The sequence below is a fragment of the Enterococcus sp. LJL90 genome (assembly GCF_056924355.1).
On the sequence record NZ_JBXPBQ010000004.1, the window covers coordinates 307,214 to 325,483 of the forward strand.

Annotated in this window: 19 protein-coding genes; 10 read left to right on the forward strand and 9 right to left on the reverse strand. The window is 39.0% G+C overall.

Translation table 11 applies throughout. From position 1 onward, the window contains the following. Positions 1-105: 105 nt before the first annotated feature. A complete protein-coding gene (locus AC1Z3S_RS11600; RefSeq protein ID WP_461740493.1) occupies positions 106-384 on the reverse strand; it encodes an acylphosphatase in 279 nt (92 codons plus the stop codon). A gap of 144 nt (positions 385-528) precedes the next feature. On the opposite strand from AC1Z3S_RS11600, the gene AC1Z3S_RS11605 reads away from it, so the two are divergent. The 4 genes from AC1Z3S_RS11605 (at position 529) to AC1Z3S_RS11620 (ending at position 2,894) form a co-directional block, all read left to right on the forward strand. After that, on the forward strand, positions 529-1,299 hold the full coding sequence (locus tag AC1Z3S_RS11605; protein ID WP_461740494.1) for a TrmH family RNA methyltransferase: 771 nt from the start codon (positions 529-531) through the stop codon (positions 1,297-1,299). Positions 1,300-1,539: 240 nt separating this feature from the next. Then, the gene (locus tag AC1Z3S_RS11610; protein WP_461738450.1) at positions 1,540-2,034 is read left to right on the forward strand and encodes an HD domain-containing protein; all 495 of its coding nucleotides are present in this window, start codon (positions 1,540-1,542) and stop codon (positions 2,032-2,034) included. Between the two features lie 123 nt (positions 2,035-2,157). Next, entirely contained in the window at positions 2,158-2,544 is a 387-nt protein-coding gene (locus tag AC1Z3S_RS11615) for a fluoride efflux transporter FluC (RefSeq protein WP_461740495.1), read from the forward strand. Then, positions 2,541-2,894 (forward strand): fluoride efflux transporter FluC, encoded by a 354-nt coding sequence (locus AC1Z3S_RS11620; protein WP_461740496.1) that lies wholly within the window; start codon positions 2,541-2,543, stop codon positions 2,892-2,894. The genes AC1Z3S_RS11615 and AC1Z3S_RS11620 overlap by 4 nt, the downstream gene beginning before the upstream one ends. A gap of 66 nt (positions 2,895-2,960) precedes the next feature. Here AC1Z3S_RS11620 and AC1Z3S_RS11625 read toward each other — a convergent pair whose 3' ends face one another. From AC1Z3S_RS11625 to AC1Z3S_RS11650, 6 genes are all read right to left on the reverse strand, one after another. Beyond that, positions 2,961-4,163, reverse strand: coding sequence for a YdcF family protein (locus AC1Z3S_RS11625; RefSeq protein ID WP_461740497.1), 1,203 nt, complete (start codon positions 4,161-4,163; stop codon positions 2,961-2,963). Between the two features lie 373 nt (positions 4,164-4,536). Next, the gene (locus AC1Z3S_RS11630; RefSeq protein ID WP_461740498.1) at positions 4,537-5,847 is read right to left on the reverse strand and encodes a serine hydrolase; all 1,311 of its coding nucleotides are present in this window, start codon (positions 5,845-5,847) and stop codon (positions 4,537-4,539) included. A gap of 207 nt (positions 5,848-6,054) precedes the next feature. Beyond that, positions 6,055-6,186: a hypothetical protein gene (locus AC1Z3S_RS11635; protein WP_461738455.1), complete on the reverse strand. Its 132-nt coding sequence runs from the start codon at positions 6,184-6,186 to the stop codon at positions 6,055-6,057. 392 nt (positions 6,187-6,578) lie between these two features. Continuing rightward, positions 6,579-7,763 carry an ABC transporter permease gene (locus AC1Z3S_RS11640; protein WP_461740499.1) on the reverse strand — a complete coding sequence of 395 codons (1,185 nt, stop codon included), beginning with the start codon at positions 7,761-7,763 and terminating at the stop codon, positions 6,579-6,581. Continuing rightward, on the reverse strand, positions 7,750-8,883 hold the full coding sequence (locus AC1Z3S_RS11645) for an ABC transporter permease (protein WP_461740500.1): 1,134 nt from the start codon (positions 8,881-8,883) through the stop codon (positions 7,750-7,752). The genes AC1Z3S_RS11640 and AC1Z3S_RS11645 overlap by 14 nt, the downstream gene beginning before the upstream one ends. A gap of 12 nt (positions 8,884-8,895) precedes the next feature. Next, positions 8,896-9,828, reverse strand: coding sequence for an ABC transporter ATP-binding protein (locus AC1Z3S_RS11650; protein ID WP_461740501.1), 933 nt, complete (start codon positions 9,826-9,828; stop codon positions 8,896-8,898). Between the two features lie 111 nt (positions 9,829-9,939). Here AC1Z3S_RS11650 and AC1Z3S_RS11655 point away from each other — a divergent pair, with 111 nt between their 5' ends. Next, entirely contained in the window at positions 9,940-11,058 is a 1,119-nt protein-coding gene (locus AC1Z3S_RS11655; RefSeq protein ID WP_461740502.1) for a sensor histidine kinase, read from the forward strand. Beyond that, positions 11,055-11,678, forward strand: coding sequence for a response regulator (locus AC1Z3S_RS11660; RefSeq protein WP_461740503.1), 624 nt, complete (start codon positions 11,055-11,057; stop codon positions 11,676-11,678). The genes AC1Z3S_RS11655 and AC1Z3S_RS11660 overlap by 4 nt, the downstream gene beginning before the upstream one ends. Before the next feature lie 112 nt (positions 11,679-11,790). Here AC1Z3S_RS11660 and AC1Z3S_RS11665 read toward each other — a convergent pair whose 3' ends face one another. Continuing rightward, the gene (locus AC1Z3S_RS11665) at positions 11,791-12,030 is read right to left on the reverse strand and encodes a hypothetical protein (RefSeq protein WP_461740504.1); all 240 of its coding nucleotides are present in this window, start codon (positions 12,028-12,030) and stop codon (positions 11,791-11,793) included. Between the two features lie 125 nt (positions 12,031-12,155). Between AC1Z3S_RS11665 and AC1Z3S_RS11670 the strand changes: the two genes are divergently transcribed. The 3 genes from AC1Z3S_RS11670 to AC1Z3S_RS11680 all read left to right on the forward strand — a co-directional run bounded on the left by AC1Z3S_RS11670 (position 12,156) and on the right by AC1Z3S_RS11680 (position 16,392). Then, positions 12,156-13,160 (forward strand): nucleoid-associated protein, encoded by a 1,005-nt coding sequence (locus tag AC1Z3S_RS11670; RefSeq protein ID WP_461740505.1) that lies wholly within the window; start codon positions 12,156-12,158, stop codon positions 13,158-13,160. A 266-nt stretch (positions 13,161-13,426) separates the two neighbouring features. Next, complete coding sequence (locus tag AC1Z3S_RS11675; RefSeq protein ID WP_461740506.1) at positions 13,427-14,587, forward strand: glycoside hydrolase family 88 protein; 1,161 nt, start codon at positions 13,427-13,429, stop codon at positions 14,585-14,587. Positions 14,588-14,613: 26 nt separating this feature from the next. Then, positions 14,614-16,392, forward strand: a complete 1,779-nt coding sequence (locus AC1Z3S_RS11680) for a glycoside hydrolase family 35 protein (protein WP_461740507.1) — start codon at positions 14,614-14,616, stop codon at positions 16,390-16,392. Positions 16,393-16,407: 15 nt separating this feature from the next. Here AC1Z3S_RS11680 and AC1Z3S_RS11685 read toward each other — a convergent pair whose 3' ends face one another. Next, entirely contained in the window at positions 16,408-17,115 is a 708-nt protein-coding gene (locus AC1Z3S_RS11685; RefSeq protein WP_461740508.1) for a GntR family transcriptional regulator, read from the reverse strand. A gap of 231 nt (positions 17,116-17,346) precedes the next feature. On the opposite strand from AC1Z3S_RS11685, the gene AC1Z3S_RS11690 reads away from it, so the two are divergent. Continuing rightward, the gene (locus AC1Z3S_RS11690; RefSeq protein ID WP_461740509.1) at positions 17,347-18,270 is read left to right on the forward strand and encodes a PTS sugar transporter subunit IIAB; all 924 of its coding nucleotides are present in this window, start codon (positions 17,347-17,349) and stop codon (positions 18,268-18,270) included.

An 18,270-nucleotide genomic window follows, 5' to 3' on the forward strand; every position in this document is an offset into this window, starting at 1 on the left:
TAGCTTTTCTTGCCACAAATAACTTATCCAACTATCCAAAGCAAATCCCGTTATTAGTTGTGAAAAAGAAAATTCCTCAAAATTTAGACTGCTTCTATCTAAAATTTATCGATAAGAAACATTAAACTTCTTTCCTTCTTTCAACTCAGGGGCTTCTTCCATGGTCATTTCAGCAACCTTGCCACTAGGGGAGGGGGAAGCTTTTAGGCGCTGCAAAAAGAGCTCCATCACAGCGTCGTCTGCCACGGCTTCGATTGAAACGGAGCCGTCATCTTCGTTCCAAACGGCACCAGTCACGCCTAATTCATCGGCGACCATTTTGGTGGTATAGCGAAAGCCGACACCTTGCACGCGACCTTTAATATTAATTCTCAATTTTTTCATGGGGCACCTCTTTCTTAAATCGTTTTCTTGTTTCTATTATGAAAAAAAAGGGCGCCGATTTCAAGTTTTTTAAAAGGTAGCTTAGAAAATAATCTGCTTTTTTCTGATAGGGCTCCCATGCTATAATAACGCGAGGTGACGTTCATGAAGGAAATTTTATCTACGAAGAATACTTGGATTAAAGAATTAAAAAAATATCAAAAGAAAAAAGTGCGCCAAACAGAAGGAAAATATCTGCTGGAGGGCTTTCATCTAATTGAAGAAGCGCAGAAAAATCAACAGGAAATATCTGCCGTCCTAGTCAATCAGCGGGGCTTGCAGGAATGGCAAGCTTGGCTGGCGGAATTTCCGCCTGAGAAACTTTATTTTGTCAGTGATGCCGTGATGAATAGTTTATCAGAATTACCTACGCCGCAAGGAATTTTAGCGGTGATGGAATTAACCGACAATCAGACGACTGATTTTAGTGGGCGTTGGTTATTATTAGCAGAGGTGCAAGATCCCGGTAATGTCGGCACGATGATTCGTACCGCGGATGCTGCTGGTTTTTCTGGAGTGATTTTAGGGGAAGGCACCGCTGATATATACAGCACCAAAGTTTTACGGAGTATGCAGGGGAGCAATTTTCATTTGCCGATTGTTGAAAAACCAATTTTAGAAGCCATCGAGCTGTTCAAGTCAGCTGGCAGTCCAGTCTATGGAACTGAGTTAAATGAAGCGGCTGTCAGTATGACCGAAGTCAAACCTTTAGAAAATGCAGCTTTAATCATGGGCAATGAAGGACAAGGTCTTCCTCAAGAAATCTTAAATCAGACCGATCAAAACATTTATATTCCGATTTTGGGTCAAGCGGAATCTTTAAATGTAGCAGTTGCAGCTGGCATTTTAATGTATGCCTTAGCACTGAATAATTAATTTTTGTGAAAAGACTGTTGAAATAGAGCTGTAAAAAAATTTCAGTTATCAGCTAAAATTTCGCTGATCTAAAGCTCTTTTCAAAAAATTTAGTTCTATTTGCAGAAGGATTTTCTTTACATTTTTCTTAAAAAGATTAAGGAATCTTAACAATCAAGACCGTTAGAAGTAATTTCATTGGGGGCGTGCTATACTGAGTAAGTGTTAGAATGATTTCAAAATTAAAGGTGGCCTTTGTGAATGACTTTAGCTTGGCAAGATGATAAAGAATATATGTCCTATGTGGAAGATTTGTTAGCAACTGACGAAGTGCAAAAACTGGCAACTTACAAACAACATGTGAATTCAACTCGTTTAGAACACTCTTTAAGTGTCTCTTATTATAGTTATAAATTGGCTAAACGCTGGCATGGCGATGCTCGAGCAACTGCACGGGCAGGTTTACTGCACGATTTATTTTATTATGATTGGCGGACAACCAAATTTGATGAAGGCTCTCATGCCTATATGCATCCACGGATTGCCGTTAAAAATGCTGAAAAAATCACAGAATTGTCTCCGTTAGAAAGAGACATTATTGTGAAACACATGTGGGGAGCAACGATTGCACCGCCTCGTTATAAGGAAAGCTATATTGTAACAATGGTTGATAAATACTGTGCAATTAAGGAAGCTTCCGAGCCCTTCACGCAAAATATGCGGAGCAAGTGGCAACACATTTTTGCCCGAAATTAAAAAGTTTACCGAGGAAAATCGAATGAGATTTTCTTCTTTTTTTGTTCTAATTGGAGAATTCTTCCTTGAAAATTTCGACAAATAAGCTTAAGATGACGGAGAATTCAAAAGTTTGGAGGAATTATGGTGGAGCTTAATTATTTAATTGTGGCTGCCTTTGCCTTTATTGGCGGAAATGTGCGCTACTTAGTCGGCTTTATTTTCCCAAAAATTGGTGATTTTCCAATCGGCACATTGATGGTCAATCTTGTTGGCTGTTTTCTGTTTAGCTGGCTGGTAAAACATATTATGGTGGACCGGGATTGGAATGGCCGGTTAATTCTTGGCGTCGGCACTGGTTTTTGCGGAGCTTTGACAACTTTTTCTTCCTTCGCTTTAGATGCAGCACAATTATTGTCGGGAAATCATTATTTGTTAGCTGTGATTTATTTAGTGGCTTCAATTTTTGGGGGATTGTTGATGGCATTTCTCGGTGAATATATGTACTCACCAAGGAGGCTAGCCCAATGAACTTTCTTTTAGTCGGCACTGGCGCTGCGATGGGGGCTTTGATTCGCTACAGTATTAATTTACTATTTGAAAAGCTGCCGCATCCTTACCCCTTTGCTACCCAAATCATTAACCTTAGCGGGGCCTTTTTATTAGGCATTTTTGCAGGAATGAATTTATCTAATAGCTTATATTTATTATTGGGAACGGGTTTGATGGGGGGCTACACAACTTTTTCGACGCTAAATTTTGAGCTGTTTATTTTATTAAAGGAAAATCGCAAATTATTTTATTGGTATTTTACGATTACGTATGTGGTGGGAATTGTCTTTTGTTTCGCCGGTTTAGTTGTTGGAAAAGTCTTAGCCTAACATTTGAAAAATTTAAAAAAATTAATCCCAGCGCTTATCAGATTCTTGATAAGGACTGGGATTTTTTTATGAAAAGAGTAGACTGATTAAAGCAAAAAGTATTACGAAAACTAAGAAAAATAAAAACACGGCGATATGGCGCTTTTTATTTAAAGCGACAATGGCGACAAACTCCCGCAAAAAAGCATTGGGTAGATAATAGCCGGCCGTTTTGGCACCAATGCCGTCTGCTTTGATTTGGGCTTGGCGAGCAAATAAGCCCGCCCGAAAAATATGGAAATTATTCGACGTAAAAATTGCATTGTAGGGTTGTTGGGAACCGGCGTCCATAATTTCTTTGGAGAACTTCATATTTTCCAAGGTGGTTCGTGAGTTGGTTTCCATCAAGATATCCTCAGCGGCAATCCCTTGTTCAATGGCATAGGTCCGCATCGCTTCAGCTTCTGAAACACTTTCATCGCTACCTTTACCACCAGACATTAAAATCATCGGGGTCTTCATGGTCGCCCGCTTTTGGGCTTTATAAAACTGAATCGCCTTATCAATTCGCTTCGCTAACAACGGAGTAACGGTTTTACCATCAATCAAACCGGCTCCTAAAACAATAATATAATCTTGATTGTATTTTGGGCGGTTAAACTGATAAAGGACTGATATTGTCAGGAAATTGTAAAAGACGACAAAGAAATAGCCCAGCATCAATGGCACAATGAAAAATAAAATTGCTACCCAATCCGGCAGATGGGAGAGGACAAAGAGTTCAATTAAAAGAAAAACCGTCAGACCAATGCCTAAAAGCAGCGTCAGCAGATTCGCTAGAGAAAAGGATTCTTTTTTTAAGACGAGATAACTGTTCCAATATAAAAAGAGAATCAGGGCGTAAATGCCAAAGGCCAAGGTAAATAAAATGGCCAGACCAATCACTGACAGCAACCCGCCGAGAAAAATACTTTGGGCCTCAAACATGACAAACAGCAGGTAGCTACCAAAACTCATTAAGAAAAAATTGAAAAGTAAGCCATTCACTAGCCGCCGCTTTTCCCTAAAATAGCTCAAGGCAAAGATGCTGAAAAAAACTGACGGCAGCAAGAAATAATAGCTGCCTTCACGAAATTCCAAAAATAAGGTGTAAGCCAGCAACGATAAGCCTGAAAAAAGCAGAATATAAAAGAAGCTGCTATTTATCAGTTTCTTTCGCTGCCAAAAATAAATGCCAATGACACCCAATAGGTATCCGATAAAAAAAATAATTTCTAAATTAAAATTCATAACCAAGCTCCTGTACTCAATGAACTGACAAGTAAATCTCTGTCTGCTTTATAGTATAGCAAAAAAATCTTTGAAACAATAAAAAAATGGTGTACTACAAGACTTTTTCCAGATGTCTTAGCCAAAATATTTTTTCGTCATTTTTGTTGCTAAAATTCTTAGGAGCATCTTTTAATGCTATTTGATTAATTTAGAAAAAAATTGCCTGATTAAATTTTCAGTAGGCTAGACTTAGGATTTTGATTCCAACGGTCAGTTTAAGAAAATCCTCTGTGAAGTATTCAATTTTTACATACAAACAAAAAGCAGATAGCAGCTTATCAATCAAGCTTGCCATCTGCTTTCTATGTGTAAAAGCTTAAGTTTAGTTCTTTTAACCAATTAAATCATTGAGCCAGTTTGTAAGGCTACGGGCGATTCTGATGAAAAAATTCGCCTTAAGCACTTCTTGAGTGGTGACTAGTTCAACTGTTTGGACATTGTCCGCTTCATTGAGATAACCAAGGGTGTCATCGGGGTTGGTGACAGTAGCGGTGCCGACAGTCAGGCCGTTACTGACTGGAGCCGCTAATTCATTGTCAGTGACTAATGAGTCATCTAAGCTAACATCATAGGCAACGTTACTTGAATCGGCGCCATTTTTTACCCATAAAGTTACGCTACCTTCAACGGTAATCGGCACAGTCATTTCTTCGCCATCAGGTACAGCCAAAGTTTCTAAGTCGGGAACTGTTGCATCATCAAGACTTATTTCCTGACGGGACCAGGTGTTGTAGCAATAATCCATCAGCAGTCCCGTTTGAGTAAAACGGGCGCCGGTATCTGTATCAGTGCCACCAGCATTTAAAATGACGGTGATAACACGAGTGCCATTTTGTTCCATGGTGCCGACAAAACATTCGCCGGCAAAATCAGTTGTGCCGGTTTTTAAGCCATCGACGCCGGCTTTTTCATATAAAAAGCCCGGCAGCATCCAATTCCAATTGGTCATTTCTGTTTCAGAAGCCGTGCCGGCCGAAAAAACCATTGAAGTTACCGAGGTGGTTTCTAAGACTTCCGGAAAATCATTAATTAAATGCTGAGCAACAATCGCCACATCTTTAGCGGACATCATATTTTCATCATCGGCAGCACTGCCGGGATAAATATTTTCCCCAAGATAAGAATTATTCAGACCTGAGCTGTTGACGATTTTTGCATCGTCAATGCCCCATTCTGTTAATTTGGCCTTCATCATATCGACAAAATTTGACTCACTGCCGGCGATATATACACCCATTGCGGCAACTGCGGCATTGGCCGAAGCGATTAAGCCTGCTTGATAAAGTTCTTGAACGGAATAAGTCTGATTGGTATATAAAGGAACATTTGACAGCTCCCAATTTAAACTCAAGGCGCCGGTGTATTCAGAAATGGGCACCTGATCTTCCCAAGAAATCGTGCCATTGTTCACACTCTCTAAAATTAAATAGGTGCTTAAAATTTTTGTGACAGAGGCGATGCCCACTGGGGTTTCACCATTTTGATCATATAAAATTTTGCCGGTTTCGGCATCGATAGCAAACGCAGCGCCAGCATTGACAGAAAAGTCGCTTTCCTCTGCTTTGACCGCAAGCGGACTGACAAACAATACCGTAACAAAGGCTAGTAACCAAGCAATAATTTTTATTTTTTTATGGGCCATTTCCAAACTCCTTAGATGAATCGTGCCATTTTTTTCAGACAACATACTTATTTTAAAATACCGTTTTTAAGTGTATCAAAGCTGACAGGGCTAGGCAAGCCGTGAGAACAAACTTAATAAAAAAGTTTGAGAAGATTAGGGAAAAACGCAAAAAAATCTGCAAATACGAGTCAAGCCGCATTTGCAGATTTTTATTTATTTTTCGTTTTAACGGTCATCTTTTTTAATTCTAACAGGTACTTTTTGACGTTGACTTTCTTGATTGGTATACAGCACAAGTCCGAAAAGTGACAGGCCGCTTAATACAACTAAACTTAAGACACTAAAAATAATTTCCATAACTTTCCCTACTTTCTATCTTCCAGTGAATGTTCACTAGTCCTTCATTTCTTAAATACATTATAACATGACTTTTGTTAACTCTACATGAATTTGCCCGTAATTTATGAAGAAAAAAGCGTTTTAATAAAATGTTAAGAATCCGTCTTAGAAAATAATTGTTACGAAAGAGATATTAAAGAGGCTAGCGATAGGATGGGTGCTAGCCTCAAAGGAAAATGAAAAAAGATAATTGGATTAGGTTGGGATTACCTATGTCAAAAGAATAAAACAAGTAGCTTAAATGAAACTTAAAATAAGTTAGTTGCTTAAAAATAATTTGAAAAAAATTTGTAATGACAACTTTTCGCCAAAATCTAACGTGAATTTTTCATTTTTGAAAAATGGTAGAATCAGGCGACTTTATTCTTTAGAGTGGACCAAAGCTGCTGATTTTTTTCCTTTTGCAACACACGGCTGATGACGACAAAGGCAATTGCAAAAGTGGTTAAAATTAGGGCATTGACGGCAGCACCTTGATAAAAACTAGAATCATACTGACTGGTTTCGGCAATCTGACTGTTTAAATCAACAAACCAGTAGGTCGGGGTGAACATCGCAATATTTTTAACAAAGCCCGGCAAGTATTCCACTGGAACTAAGACACCGCTAATAAAACAGCTGCCCAGAATATAGATGTTGTTGACGATGGTAATCACCATGTCTCTTTTAGAAAGCTGAGCAATTAATTGTGAGAAGGCGACTGCTGTCAAAAAGAACAGGCCGCTGCTTAGACAAAAAAGCAAGGTAGTGAAGGAAAATACCATACCAGTAATCACAAAATTATAAGTTAAAAAGACCAACAGGGTAATCAAGCTAAAGAGCAAGAGGCCTTTTCCCAACTGTCCATTAAAATTTTTAGCGGAGAGCGGAGCCAACCGATTCCGTTCACGGATTTCTGGGCGGTTAAAACTTAAATAAATCGTAGCAATCCCGGAAAAGATTGTGGCAAAAAGTCCATAAGCCAAAAGATTATAGATATTGGCAGCTGTTTGGCGCCAGTTGTTCTCAGCATAAGTCGAATCGCTGACCAGTGTTCCGGTAATTTTCAGATTCTCAGCTGTTTGTCTTAATAAAACAGGGAGTGTCTCCTCTGGCTGTACTTCATTTAAAGTCTGCAAAGTATTGAGATATTGATTGACTCGCGTTTCTAAAAAGCTTGTTCCAAAACTACCTGGTTGCGTTTGGACTGCTAGTGTTGCATTCGTATTTCCCAGCAGAAAATTTTCACTAAAGTTAACTGGAATCGTTAAAATGTAATCTGTTTTTCCAAAATATAACGCGTCATCACGGGCTTTTTGATTATCCGCCAAAGTAACTAGCGTGCTCTGGCTCGCCAGATAATCTGATAAGCTTTGGCCGATGTCTCCTTGATCGTGGTTATAGATGGTAATTTTTGAATTGGTTAAATCCAGGGTAGGGTTGTCCGTAAAATTTCTTGCATTAAAACCGGAGATTACCACATTGATTAAAACAATCAGCAGCAGACTCCAGCGATTTTTTTTGATGATATAGAGCATGGCTTTAAAGATACTCATACTGTGCCCGCCTTTTAAAGAGAAATTCGCTGAGGGAGAGCAGGGCTGCCAAAGCGATGAGACAAAAGAGATTCACATAAAAGGAATCCAACGATTGATAGTAAAGGAGCTGATAAAAACTTTCGCTGATTAGATTAACAGGATTTAAATAGTTTAAAAACGGCAGATATTCGGCAATTAAATCCCGTGGATAAGAACCGAACATACCGGCAAATAAGCTCATAAGCATTGTGAAGGCTAAGCCGACATTTTCTTGTTGAAGGAGGGGAATCTTCAAACGATTAGCAAGAAAGGCCCCTAAAACGAGCGCATTGTATGAACCGAGAGCGGCAACCACTAAAATCCATTGCCAACGGGAACCAAAGTTGACTTGATAGACCAGATTGAAAAAGCCAATGACCAAAAGAATTTCTACAAAAAATATGGTAAAGGCAGCACAAGTGTTGGCGGTATTGACCAAAAGCTTATTGGCAGGAATCAGCGAAAAGCGAATGCCGCTAGCTGATTTATCGGCCTGCTCATCCACGCTATTTTTCAAGCCCCAGAGAAAGCCAAACATGCAGGCCATGCCAATCAAAGTGAAAAAGTAAAAACTTTTTTGATCGTTGGCCGAAAGTTCTCTATCTGGTTGCAAATAATTTGTCGGCTCCAAAAACTTAGCCAACTGTTCATCAGAAACTGTTTGACCAGTTGCAGTAATTTGTGCCAGCAAATTTTGTTGCTGCAAAAATTGATCTAAAAAAGCTTGCAGCAATTTTTGTGGCGTTTGATCGGAATTAATTTGCAGAGAAATATCCTGATCAGAAAAATAATAAATCCCGCTGACTTCGCCTTCTTCTAACGCTTGTTGTGCAGCTTTTTCGCTCATGGAAACCGGCTTGAACAATGCCGTCCCTTGATTGTCGATGCTGCTGAGGGCTTTTGCAAATGGGCTTTCTTCAGGAGTAACTTGACCGACAAAAGCGACATCACTAGCAGTTACGACTTCAGCATTGTCAATATTGCCAAAGGCCGCTTGGAAAAACCAACCGAGAATCAACGGAAACATCAGAGTCCAAAACAGTAGGTCACGTCGTTGCAGTAAAATTTTTAAACGAAAGCGATATAAGTGCTGAAACATCCAATCCCCCCTTTAATCCCGCAAGGCTTTGCCGGTAATTTCTAAAAAGACATCGTTTAAAGTAACTTCTTGGGTATGAATACTGCCAAAATCAAGCTGCTGAGTGCTGAAAAAACTCAGCAGTTCCAATAAAGTTTTCTTTAAATGAGTGGTGTGTAACGTCAGAAAAATCTGGTCGTATTCTGTTTCGATAATATCGGGTTGGGCAGCTAAATATTTTTTCAAGGAATCGCTGAAAAAAGGTAGCTCAATCACTAATTTTTCCGTGGTGCGAATCATTTGCTTCAGCTCTTCTTTGCTACCTTCAGCAATAACTTCCCCTTGATCAAGAATCACAATATGATTGCAGAGACTCTCGACTTCCTCCATATAATGAGTCGTGTAGACGATGGTCGCACCTTGCTCATTTAAAATCCGAATGCTTTCGAGAATTTTATTGCGGCTTTGCGGGTCGACAGCGACAGTCGGTTCATCTAAAAAAATTAATTCTGGTTTATGCACAATGCCACAGGCAATATTTAAGCGGCGCTTCAAACCGCCGCTAAGCTTAGCGGGAACAAAATTACGAAATTCCTCTAAGCCGACTAACTCGATGACTTCAGCTACATGCCGTTTACGAGTTGCTTTATCAGCAATATAGAGTCCGCAGTAGTAATCGATATTTTGCTCGGCGGTCAGCTCTAAAAAGACAGCGACTTCTTGGGGAACCACGCCAATACGCCGTTTTAAATCATATTTATCAGGGGCCATCTCTTCGCCAAATAATTTTATCGAACCCTTGTCGTAGCTTAAAAGCGAAAGCATGCAGTTGATGGCCGTACTTTTACCACTGCCGTTTGGCCCTAATAGGCCAAGGCGTTCTCCTTTTTTGACCTTCAAGTTAAAATGGTTTAAAGCCATCAAAGAGCCATACCGTTTCACGAGATTCTCAACTTCAATAATCATTCAGCTACCTCTTTTCTTTTTCTTGTTACTATGACTATAATAAATAAAATCATGCTAACCTAGTGTCTGCAGGCCAAACAGCAGGTGACAATTGTCACATTAAGGAGCCCTATGAAGCAGTTACCCTATCAAAATATTTGGGAAAATAGTTTTTTTCTGCTCTTTGCAGTCTTTCTATTAGTCGGACAAGTTGCCGCAGGAATCATTGTTCTGTGCTTATTAGCAACCCTGATTCTTTGTGGACTGATTTATTTAAAGCCTGTGAACTTTCTAAAAGAAATTCTCGTTACTTTTTTTCTGGCAGTGGGATTATTTTATCCGCTATTAATCGTTTTTTTACCAACGGTGACCGGTTTTTATCTAACCGTCACGCCGCAAAAAAATTGGCAACAAATCAGTCTTGTCCTGATGACCGGGACAGTTTTGTTGGCCGACTTGTCCAGTCAATTGAAAATTTTAGTTTTATTATTGATGGTAGCCAGTAGCTATTTGACTTGGCGCCGCCTGTTGCAAACCAACATTCAGCAAAATTATTTGCGGTTAAAAGATGATAGTTGGGAGCAACAGCATATCTTAACAGAAAAAAATAGCCAGCTGCTGGCCACCCAAGAACAATTGATTGAATTGGAAATCACTAAAGAGCGCAACCGTATTGCTAGAGACATCCATGACAATGTCGGGCATCTATTATCCAGTGCGCTTCTGCAATTGGGAGCTATTCAGACTTTAAATCAACAAAAAAATTTACAAGAGCCCTTGTCATTATTGAACGACACAGTCAATCAGGGCATGTCTAGCATTCGCAACAGCGTACATAATACCTATCAAATTTCTGTCACATTAGCTGACGGTTTGCAGTTACTCCTGCAGGATTTTTATGGAGCTGAGGTGAAAGTTAGCGGTAATTATCGCGATTTTCCGCAAGAGTATGCTCAGCCTTTGCTAATGATTATTAAAGAAGCTCTAGCGAATGTTATGAAGCATAGCAACGCTGACACAGTGACGATTGAGTTTAGTCAGCTGCCAGCGTTTTACAAATGCACGATTCAAGATAATGGAAGCTTACAGAAAACGAGTCAGTCACAGGGCATTGGATTTTTGAGTATTCAAAAACGCTTGGAAGATTTTGCCGGGCAACTGCATACTCACGCCAGTGAAAAAGGATTTTCGTTACAGGTTATCTTGCCGAAGCTGGATAAACCCAAAGAAGATGAGGAGGAAGTTGAATGATACAAATTGTGGTCGTTGACGATGATTATCTAGTCACTACTTCTTTAAAAACGATAGTTGAGGCTGAGGGCAAGATTCAGGTGGTTGCCAGCGGCCATTCTGGACAAGAGGCGGAGGCGCTTTATCAAAAATGGCAACCAGATGTCCTTTTATTGGATATTCGGATGGCAGAAGGCAGTGGGATTCAAGCTGCTGAAAATATTTTGACTGCCAATCAGCAGGCAAAAATTTTATTATTGACGACTTTTTCTGATGAGGAATATATACAAAAAGCTTTAGAAATTGGTGTCAAGGGCTATTTAATTAAACAAGATTTGTCGGCAATTGTGCCGGCAATTTTAGCGGTGGTCAATCAGCAGGTTGTCTTTGGCAGTCAGATTGTCGAAAAGCTGCCGAGTATTTTAAAACCGGCAGCGGCTAATCCTGATTTTTCTTTATCTGAACAGGAGGAAACAATTTTAATTCAAGTGGCCAACGGACTGAATAATAAAGAAATAGCCGCTGCCTTATTTCTCAGTGAAGGGACCGTTCGCAATTATATCAGCCGTCTATTGGATAAATTGGACTTGCGGGATCGCACGCAGCTGGCTGTTTTTTACTATCGAGAATACAGCAAATAAAAAAACACCTCGGAAATTTTACAAGCCAGCTGACATGATTTCAACAGTTAGATTAAGATTCTAGTTGATTGAAGACACGTAACAGCGTTGTAATTTCTGAGGTGTTTACTTGTTAGGGAACAATAATTTTGACAGTCTTGACTCCCGGCAATTCCACAATCCGGTAATTTTCCTTTTGGACAAAATGACCTTCCACACCAAAGCGCCTTTTTAAATCGCTCAAAATTTCTTGGTCGGTCCATTGGCGGGCCGGATAATGTTGGACTAAATTTTCGCTGATAACAAAAACAAAGTCATGGTTTAAGGCAATGGCAACTGCCTCAGGTAATTTTTCTAAATAATTGGCTTGCATTGGACACCTCCATCTCAGTCTATTTTAACGGATATTTTTGGTTCTTGCACAAATTTTGCTGACAATTGAGCCTTTTTTCGGTACACTAGCTCTTAGGTAAAAAACAGAAAAGAAGGTCGTTCATTTTGGATATTTATTTAAAAAAAGCAATTATGCATTTAATCGATAGAGAAAGTAATTTACCCGTGTTTTCTCAAGTTGAATTAGACTTGACCACCGAATATATTCGGGATTTTTTAACGAAAAAAATTACTAAGGTTTCTTCTGCCCAGACCAAAACTGGGATTTTAGCAGAAGACAGTTCAGTTGCAGAATTATTGCAAACTGTCTCTGAGGATTTTATCAGTGTCAGCGAAAAATTGACGGAGCGCTGGTTTGGCTTTTATGGACAGAGTGAAGATGGCCCCAGTGCCGATATTTTTGTCGTGCTCTATGAAGAAGACACTCAGCTTTATTTGGCTTTCTTAAAGGCCAACTATCACGAAGCTTATACCCATTATGTCGATAGCGAGACTGGGGCGATTGAGAATAAATTGATTTTAAATCGCGGCATTTTGGGTTCTAAAACTCAAAAGGCGGATGAAGCGCTGATTGTCAACGTCAGCAATTTAAGTTTTGAGCTGATTGAAAAACGCTACACCTTTTCCGGCGAGAAAAAAGCCTATTTTTCTGAATCTGTGATTGAAACGCAACCAGCGCCTTCCCTTGAGGAAAATACCAAAGTCATAAAAAAAGTTGCCAAGCAAATCGGTAAAAAATTTGATGAAGATGAATTTGAAATCTTAGCCGATGTTAAAGAGGCGATGTATGACAGCATCGAGGAAACCGGCTTTGTTGAAGCCGAAAAAATCGCCCAAAAAGTTTTCAAGGATAATATCTCCGCCCAAATGGCCTTCAAAGAAGAGGTTAAAGAGGCTGGCTTTGTTGAAGAATTACAGCCGGTCAAAGAGATTCAGGAAATTTCCGAAAAGCGCTTTGGCAAACAAAAATTCAAACTCTCCAATGGAATTGAATTGATTGTGCCAGTGGATGTTTACCGCAATCCAGATTTCATTGAATTTATGAATAATCCAGACGGAACGGTTTCTGTCATGATTAAAAATGTGGATGAGGTTATTAATCGTTTGTAATAATTATCGAAAAACAACAATGATTGGAATAAATTGACAAAGCGAACGGATTTTCTTTCTGGAAGATAAATTAATTTTGTGATTAGCGGAAGTCCACAAAGGACGGCCATCCTAGTAAGCAAAATAAATTTTTTATTCAGGATTTTACAAATTTGTCCGCTATTTGTCATAGTCTGACAAATGAAGTTTTTTCTTTCTTGCTTGTTGCACAATTTTTCGTTATACTTATCTAAGTTAATATATTAACAGATTAAGGGGCTGGCGATATGCTGGAAACAAACAAGGAAAAATTAATCGCTCTTGGCAAAAATGTCGAAGCAGCTTGGCTAGAAGACAAATTGGCCTATTGTGTGACGCAAACCGAAAAAAATATGCTTCGTTTTAAGGAAAAGTTTCCCTCGGCATCTGCAACGAATGGTATTTATCGAATAAAAGAGAATGACGATTGGACGAACGGGTTTTGGACTGGCATGTTGTGGTTAAGTTATCAGCTGACCACTGATAAAAAATTTTATCTACTAGCCAAACAAAATCTAATCAGCTTTCAGCAACGATTGGCAGATCATTTTGTTTTAGATCATCATGACATTGGTTTCCTATATAGTTTATCAGCGGGAGCAGACTACAAAATTACCGGAGATCCACGGGCAAAAAAGATTTTCTTAGAAGCGGCTGATGTTTTGGCGCAGCGTTTTCAGCCAAAGGGTAATTTTATTCAAGCTTGGGGTAGATACGGCGAAGCTGATGAATATCGACTGATTATTGACTCACTGATTAATTTACCGTTGCTTTTTGAAGCTAGTCAGATTTCAGGAAATTCTCAATATGCAGAAATTGCTGAAAAACATTATCAGACACTGTTGAACACCGTTATTAAGCCCGATGGTACGACTTATCACACTTATTATTTTGATCCAAAAACAGGTCAGCCAACTTATGGTGCTACCCATCAAGGCAATCAAGATGATTCGATTTGGGCGCGGGGCCAAAGCTGGGGTGTTTTAGGAATACCATTGAATGAAAATTTCAGAGAATCGCAGCCATTCCCACAAATTTATTCTAAAATTGTTGATGCTTTTTTGGAAAATCTGCCAGCTGATTTAATTCCTTATTGGGACTTTGATTTTACTGATCAACTGCCGGCTGAAAAAGATAGTTCCGCCTTGGCAATTGCCGCTGTTGGTTTGCTAGAAGCAGAAAAGCTAAACGCCTACTCTGATGCTTTGGCCATAGCTAAGGGGATGGTTTATCAGCTAGGTGAACATTATACAGCTGAAAATTTTCCCGAAAATGAGGGAATTCTATTGCATGGGGTTTACGCATATCATCAAGGCAAGGGAATTGATGAGCCTAACCTATGGGGAGACTATTTCTATTTTGAATCCTTGATGCGCTTGTCAAACAAAGAGTGGCAGCCTTATTGGTAAAAAATATAGTTAATGAGGAGAAGATTATGGCGACATTTGAAATAAAACAAGACTTCCTATTAGATGGACAGCCACTAAAAATTATTAGTGGGGCAATCCATTATTTTCGTATGACACCAGCTCAATGGGAAGATAGTCTATATAATTTGAAGGCTTTAGGAGCAAATACAGTTGAAACTTATATTCCTTGGAATCTTCATGAACCAACGGAAGGCAACTTTGATTTTTCTGGTATTAAGGATATTGTAGCTTTCGTTAGACTGGCTCAAAAAATGGATTTGTTAGTTATTTTGCGGCCTTCAGCTTATATATGTGCAGAGTGGGATTTTGGTGGTTTACCAGCTTGGCTCTTAAATTATCCTAATATCCGATTGCGTTCAACCGATGCAATATTTATGGAAAAAGTCAAAAATTTTTTTGCAGTTCTACTACCTAAATTGCTACCTTTGCAGATTACTGAAGGTGGCCCTGTCATTATGATGCAGCTTGAAAATGAGTATGGCTCCTATGGTATGGAAAAAGAATACTTGAAGCAAACGAAAAAAATTATGGAAGACGGTGGCGTTACCGTGCCTCTGTTCACAGCGGATGGGGACTGGCAGGAGGTTTTGGACGCTGGTAGTTTGATTGAAGAAGATGTTTTCGTCACTGGTAATTTTGGCAGTCACTCGAAAGAAAATGGCGCTAAAATTCGTAAATTTATGGAGCATCACCATAAAAAATGGCCTTTGATGTGTATGGAATTTTGGGATGGCTGGTTTAATCGTTGGGGTGAAGCTATTATTCGGCGGGATGCTGAGGATTTAGCTGCTGAAGTGAAGGATATGCTAGAGATTGGTTCAATTAATTTGTATATGTTTCACGGTGGAACAAACTTCGGGTTTTATAACGGGTGTTCCGCTAGGGTTGAAAAAGATCTGCCACAGGTCACCAGTTATGACTACGATGCGTTGCTGACAGAATGGGGGGCACCGACTGAAAAATATTTTGCAGTTCAGCGAGCAATCAAAGAAGTTTGCCCAGATGTTTGGCAAGGACAGCCTCGTCATAAAACTCTAGTGAATTTAGGCAGCTATTCAGTGAAAGAGAGTGTTTCCTTGTTTCAGACTGTTGACAAGATTGCTGAAAAAATTGAGACCGCTTATCCGCTCACGTTTGAAAGTGCTGGCAGTGGTTATGGATATTTATTGTATAGTGCTGATTTGAAAAATTATCTTAAGGAGAATCGACTGCAATTAGTTGAAACCAGTGATCGTTCGCAGATATTTATTAACGGAAAACACCATACGACGCAATATCAAGAAACTAACGGACAGGAAATAACTTATCAGGATAATCCTCTAAACGAATTGACCCAAGTGGATATTTTAGTGGAAAATTTAGGACGGGTGAATTACGGCTTTAAACTAAATGCCCCAAGCCAAAGTAAAGGCATTCGCGGTGGCCTAATGCATGATATTCATTTTCATCAAGGCTTCAGTCAGTATGCGCTGGATTTTTCAGCTGCGCAAATTGCGAAAATTGATTACTCAGCTGATGTTGATGAGAAGCAGCCTTCCTTTTATCATTTTGAGATCCAATTAGCTGCTCCCGAGGCTACTTTTATCGATTGTTCTCTATACGGAAAAGGTGTCATCATTGTGAATGGAATCAATCTTGGTCGCTATTGGAATATCGGACCAACTGGTTATCTTTACTGTCCAAAAGAATTCTTGCATCAAGGAAAAAATGACATTGTTATTTTTGAAACTGAGGGAGTAAAAATTGAAAAATTAAACTTTAGTGACCAACCGGTGTATCTATAAAAATAGAAGTAGCAGCTAATCAGCTGCTACTTCTATTTTTGTTTTAAAATATTTCCAGTGCTTGTAACTAATTACGTATTCTGCAACACTTTTATCAGGTAAGAAAGAGGTTTTTACCTGTTTTACAGCAGGTTCTCTGAAACTCAAATGTAGGCTGCTCAAAATTTCGTTATCTTCAGGAAAAGTGATCTCATCTGTTTCCACAGAGGAAACAGAGAATAAATCGATACCAAAGTCTTTACGGATTTTTTCATAGATACTTGAAAAAGCATTCAAGTCTTTTGGCAAAGGCTCTTTAACTAATTTTTCCGGTAAGTAAGAAAGATGAAATAAAAAGGGGGTTTCATCAGAGTAACGCAGACGTTTAATCTCAAAATAATTCTCTTGAGGAAGGAGGCCTAACTTGACTAATATTTCTGGTTCATTTTTTTTGAGAACTGATAAAACTTTAACTTTTTCAGTGTCCAGTGCATGAAGCTCGATATCGGAAAATTTAACGGTTTTTGAGACTCTTGCTTTTGAAACGAAGGTCCCTTTACCTTGTATGCGATAGAGGTAACCCGCATTGGTCAATTCATTTAGGGCTTTCACAGCCGTGATTGAGCTGACCGAAAATTTCTTTTTTAAATCTGCTTCTGAATAAAACTTATCTCCAGGAATAAATTTATGATTTTTAATTTCCTCAAGCAATTCAATTTTTATTTTTTCATATTTAGGAATCATCAAAACGACCCTTTCTACTAATTTTCTCCATCATAACATGTTAACATATTTTTCTCAATTGTAGTAAGAAAGCAAAATAATCTCTTCAAGAAGAAAAATTTCGCTTACAAACTTAATATATTAAAATATTAGGTTTACAAGAAACCAGAAACATGATATATTATGTCAAGAGAGATAACATACTAAGTTGAATTTGTTTAGCTTGGTCAATTTTTACAAGGAGGTAATCCGATGAAAAACATTTTGTTAGTCAGCCACGGGGAAATGGCAGCCGGTGTCAGAAATAGTTTAGAAATGATTATCGGTAAACAAAGTCACCTGACAGTCGTTTCTTTAAAGCCTGATGGAGATAATCGCCAGTTTGAACATGATTTATTGGATAAAATGAAAGCCCTTAACGGACAAACTTTAATCATTGCTGATTTATTAGGAGGTACCCCGGCAAATGTTGCAGTGAAATTATTCTCAGAGTCACCTGATGTTGATATCATTGCTGGTTTGTCTTTGCCCCTAGCAATTGAGGCAGTCATGAATCCAGAAGCAAGTTCCCAAGATTTAGTTGAAATTGCACGGAGTAGCACTATTGATGTTAAAAATAAGTTGTCTGAAACTGAAGGTCAGGCAGCAACTGCAACTAAAATTGATCTGAGGCAATATCAAGAATACGCTGGTTCAGCCAATATTGTTAACGCCCGCATTGATGAGCGTTTAATTCATGGGCAAGTTGCTGGAATTTGGTCGACCAGCTTGGATACGCAACGAATTATTGTTGCAAATGATGAAGCTGCCAGTGATTCGCTTCAAAAGTCATCGCTAAGAATGGCAGCGCCTACTTCGATGCGTTTATCCGTTTTGCCCGTTGAAGAAGCTGCAAAAAATATTGCTGGTGGCAAGTATGGCAAACAACGGCTGTTTCTTTTATTTAAAAATCCAAGTGATGCTCTACGCTTTTTAGAGTTTGGTGGTCCTTTGCCAAATCTAAATGTCGGGAATATGAGTTATAAAGAGGGTGCACGGGAAGTAACCAAAAGTATTCAAGTAATGCCAGAAGAAGAAATGGTATTTATCCAACTTCATGAAAAGGGTACTAATATTACAGCTCAGCTTGTGCCAAATGATCCAATTGTTAATTTTATTGAGAAAATGAAGGGCTAG

Coding starts and splice junctions, on each gene's coding strand:
- AC1Z3S_RS11600 (WP_461740493.1), bottom strand. CDS start 384: ATGAAAAAATTGAGAATTAATATTAAAGGTCGCGTGCAAGGTGTCGGC.
- AC1Z3S_RS11605 (WP_461740494.1), top strand. CDS start 529: ATGAAGGAAATTTTATCTACGAAGAATACTTGGATTAAAGAATTAAAA.
- AC1Z3S_RS11610 (WP_461738450.1), top strand. CDS start 1,540: ATGACTTTAGCTTGGCAAGATGATAAAGAATATATGTCCTATGTGGAA.
- AC1Z3S_RS11615 (WP_461740495.1), top strand. CDS start 2,158: ATGGTGGAGCTTAATTATTTAATTGTGGCTGCCTTTGCCTTTATTGGC.
- AC1Z3S_RS11620 (WP_461740496.1), top strand. CDS start 2,541: ATGAACTTTCTTTTAGTCGGCACTGGCGCTGCGATGGGGGCTTTGATT.
- AC1Z3S_RS11625 (WP_461740497.1), bottom strand. CDS start 4,163: ATGAATTTTAATTTAGAAATTATTTTTTTTATCGGATACCTATTGGGT.
- AC1Z3S_RS11630 (WP_461740498.1), bottom strand. CDS start 5,847: ATGGCCCATAAAAAAATAAAAATTATTGCTTGGTTACTAGCCTTTGTT.
- AC1Z3S_RS11635 (WP_461738455.1), bottom strand. CDS start 6,186: ATGGAAATTATTTTTAGTGTCTTAAGTTTAGTTGTATTAAGCGGCCTG.
- AC1Z3S_RS11640 (WP_461740499.1), bottom strand. CDS start 7,763: ATGAGTATCTTTAAAGCCATGCTCTATATCATCAAAAAAAATCGCTGG.
- AC1Z3S_RS11645 (WP_461740500.1), bottom strand. CDS start 8,883: ATGTTTCAGCACTTATATCGCTTTCGTTTAAAAATTTTACTGCAACGA.
- AC1Z3S_RS11650 (WP_461740501.1), bottom strand. CDS start 9,828: ATGATTATTGAAGTTGAGAATCTCGTGAAACGGTATGGCTCTTTGATG.
- AC1Z3S_RS11655 (WP_461740502.1), top strand. CDS start 9,940: ATGAAGCAGTTACCCTATCAAAATATTTGGGAAAATAGTTTTTTTCTG.
- AC1Z3S_RS11660 (WP_461740503.1), top strand. CDS start 11,055: ATGATACAAATTGTGGTCGTTGACGATGATTATCTAGTCACTACTTCT.
- AC1Z3S_RS11665 (WP_461740504.1), bottom strand. CDS start 12,030: ATGCAAGCCAATTATTTAGAAAAATTACCTGAGGCAGTTGCCATTGCC.
- AC1Z3S_RS11675 (WP_461740506.1), top strand. CDS start 13,427: ATGCTGGAAACAAACAAGGAAAAATTAATCGCTCTTGGCAAAAATGTC.
- AC1Z3S_RS11680 (WP_461740507.1), top strand. CDS start 14,614: ATGGCGACATTTGAAATAAAACAAGACTTCCTATTAGATGGACAGCCA.
- AC1Z3S_RS11685 (WP_461740508.1), bottom strand. CDS start 17,115: ATGATTCCTAAATATGAAAAAATAAAAATTGAATTGCTTGAGGAAATT.
- AC1Z3S_RS11690 (WP_461740509.1), top strand. CDS start 17,347: ATGAAAAACATTTTGTTAGTCAGCCACGGGGAAATGGCAGCCGGTGTC.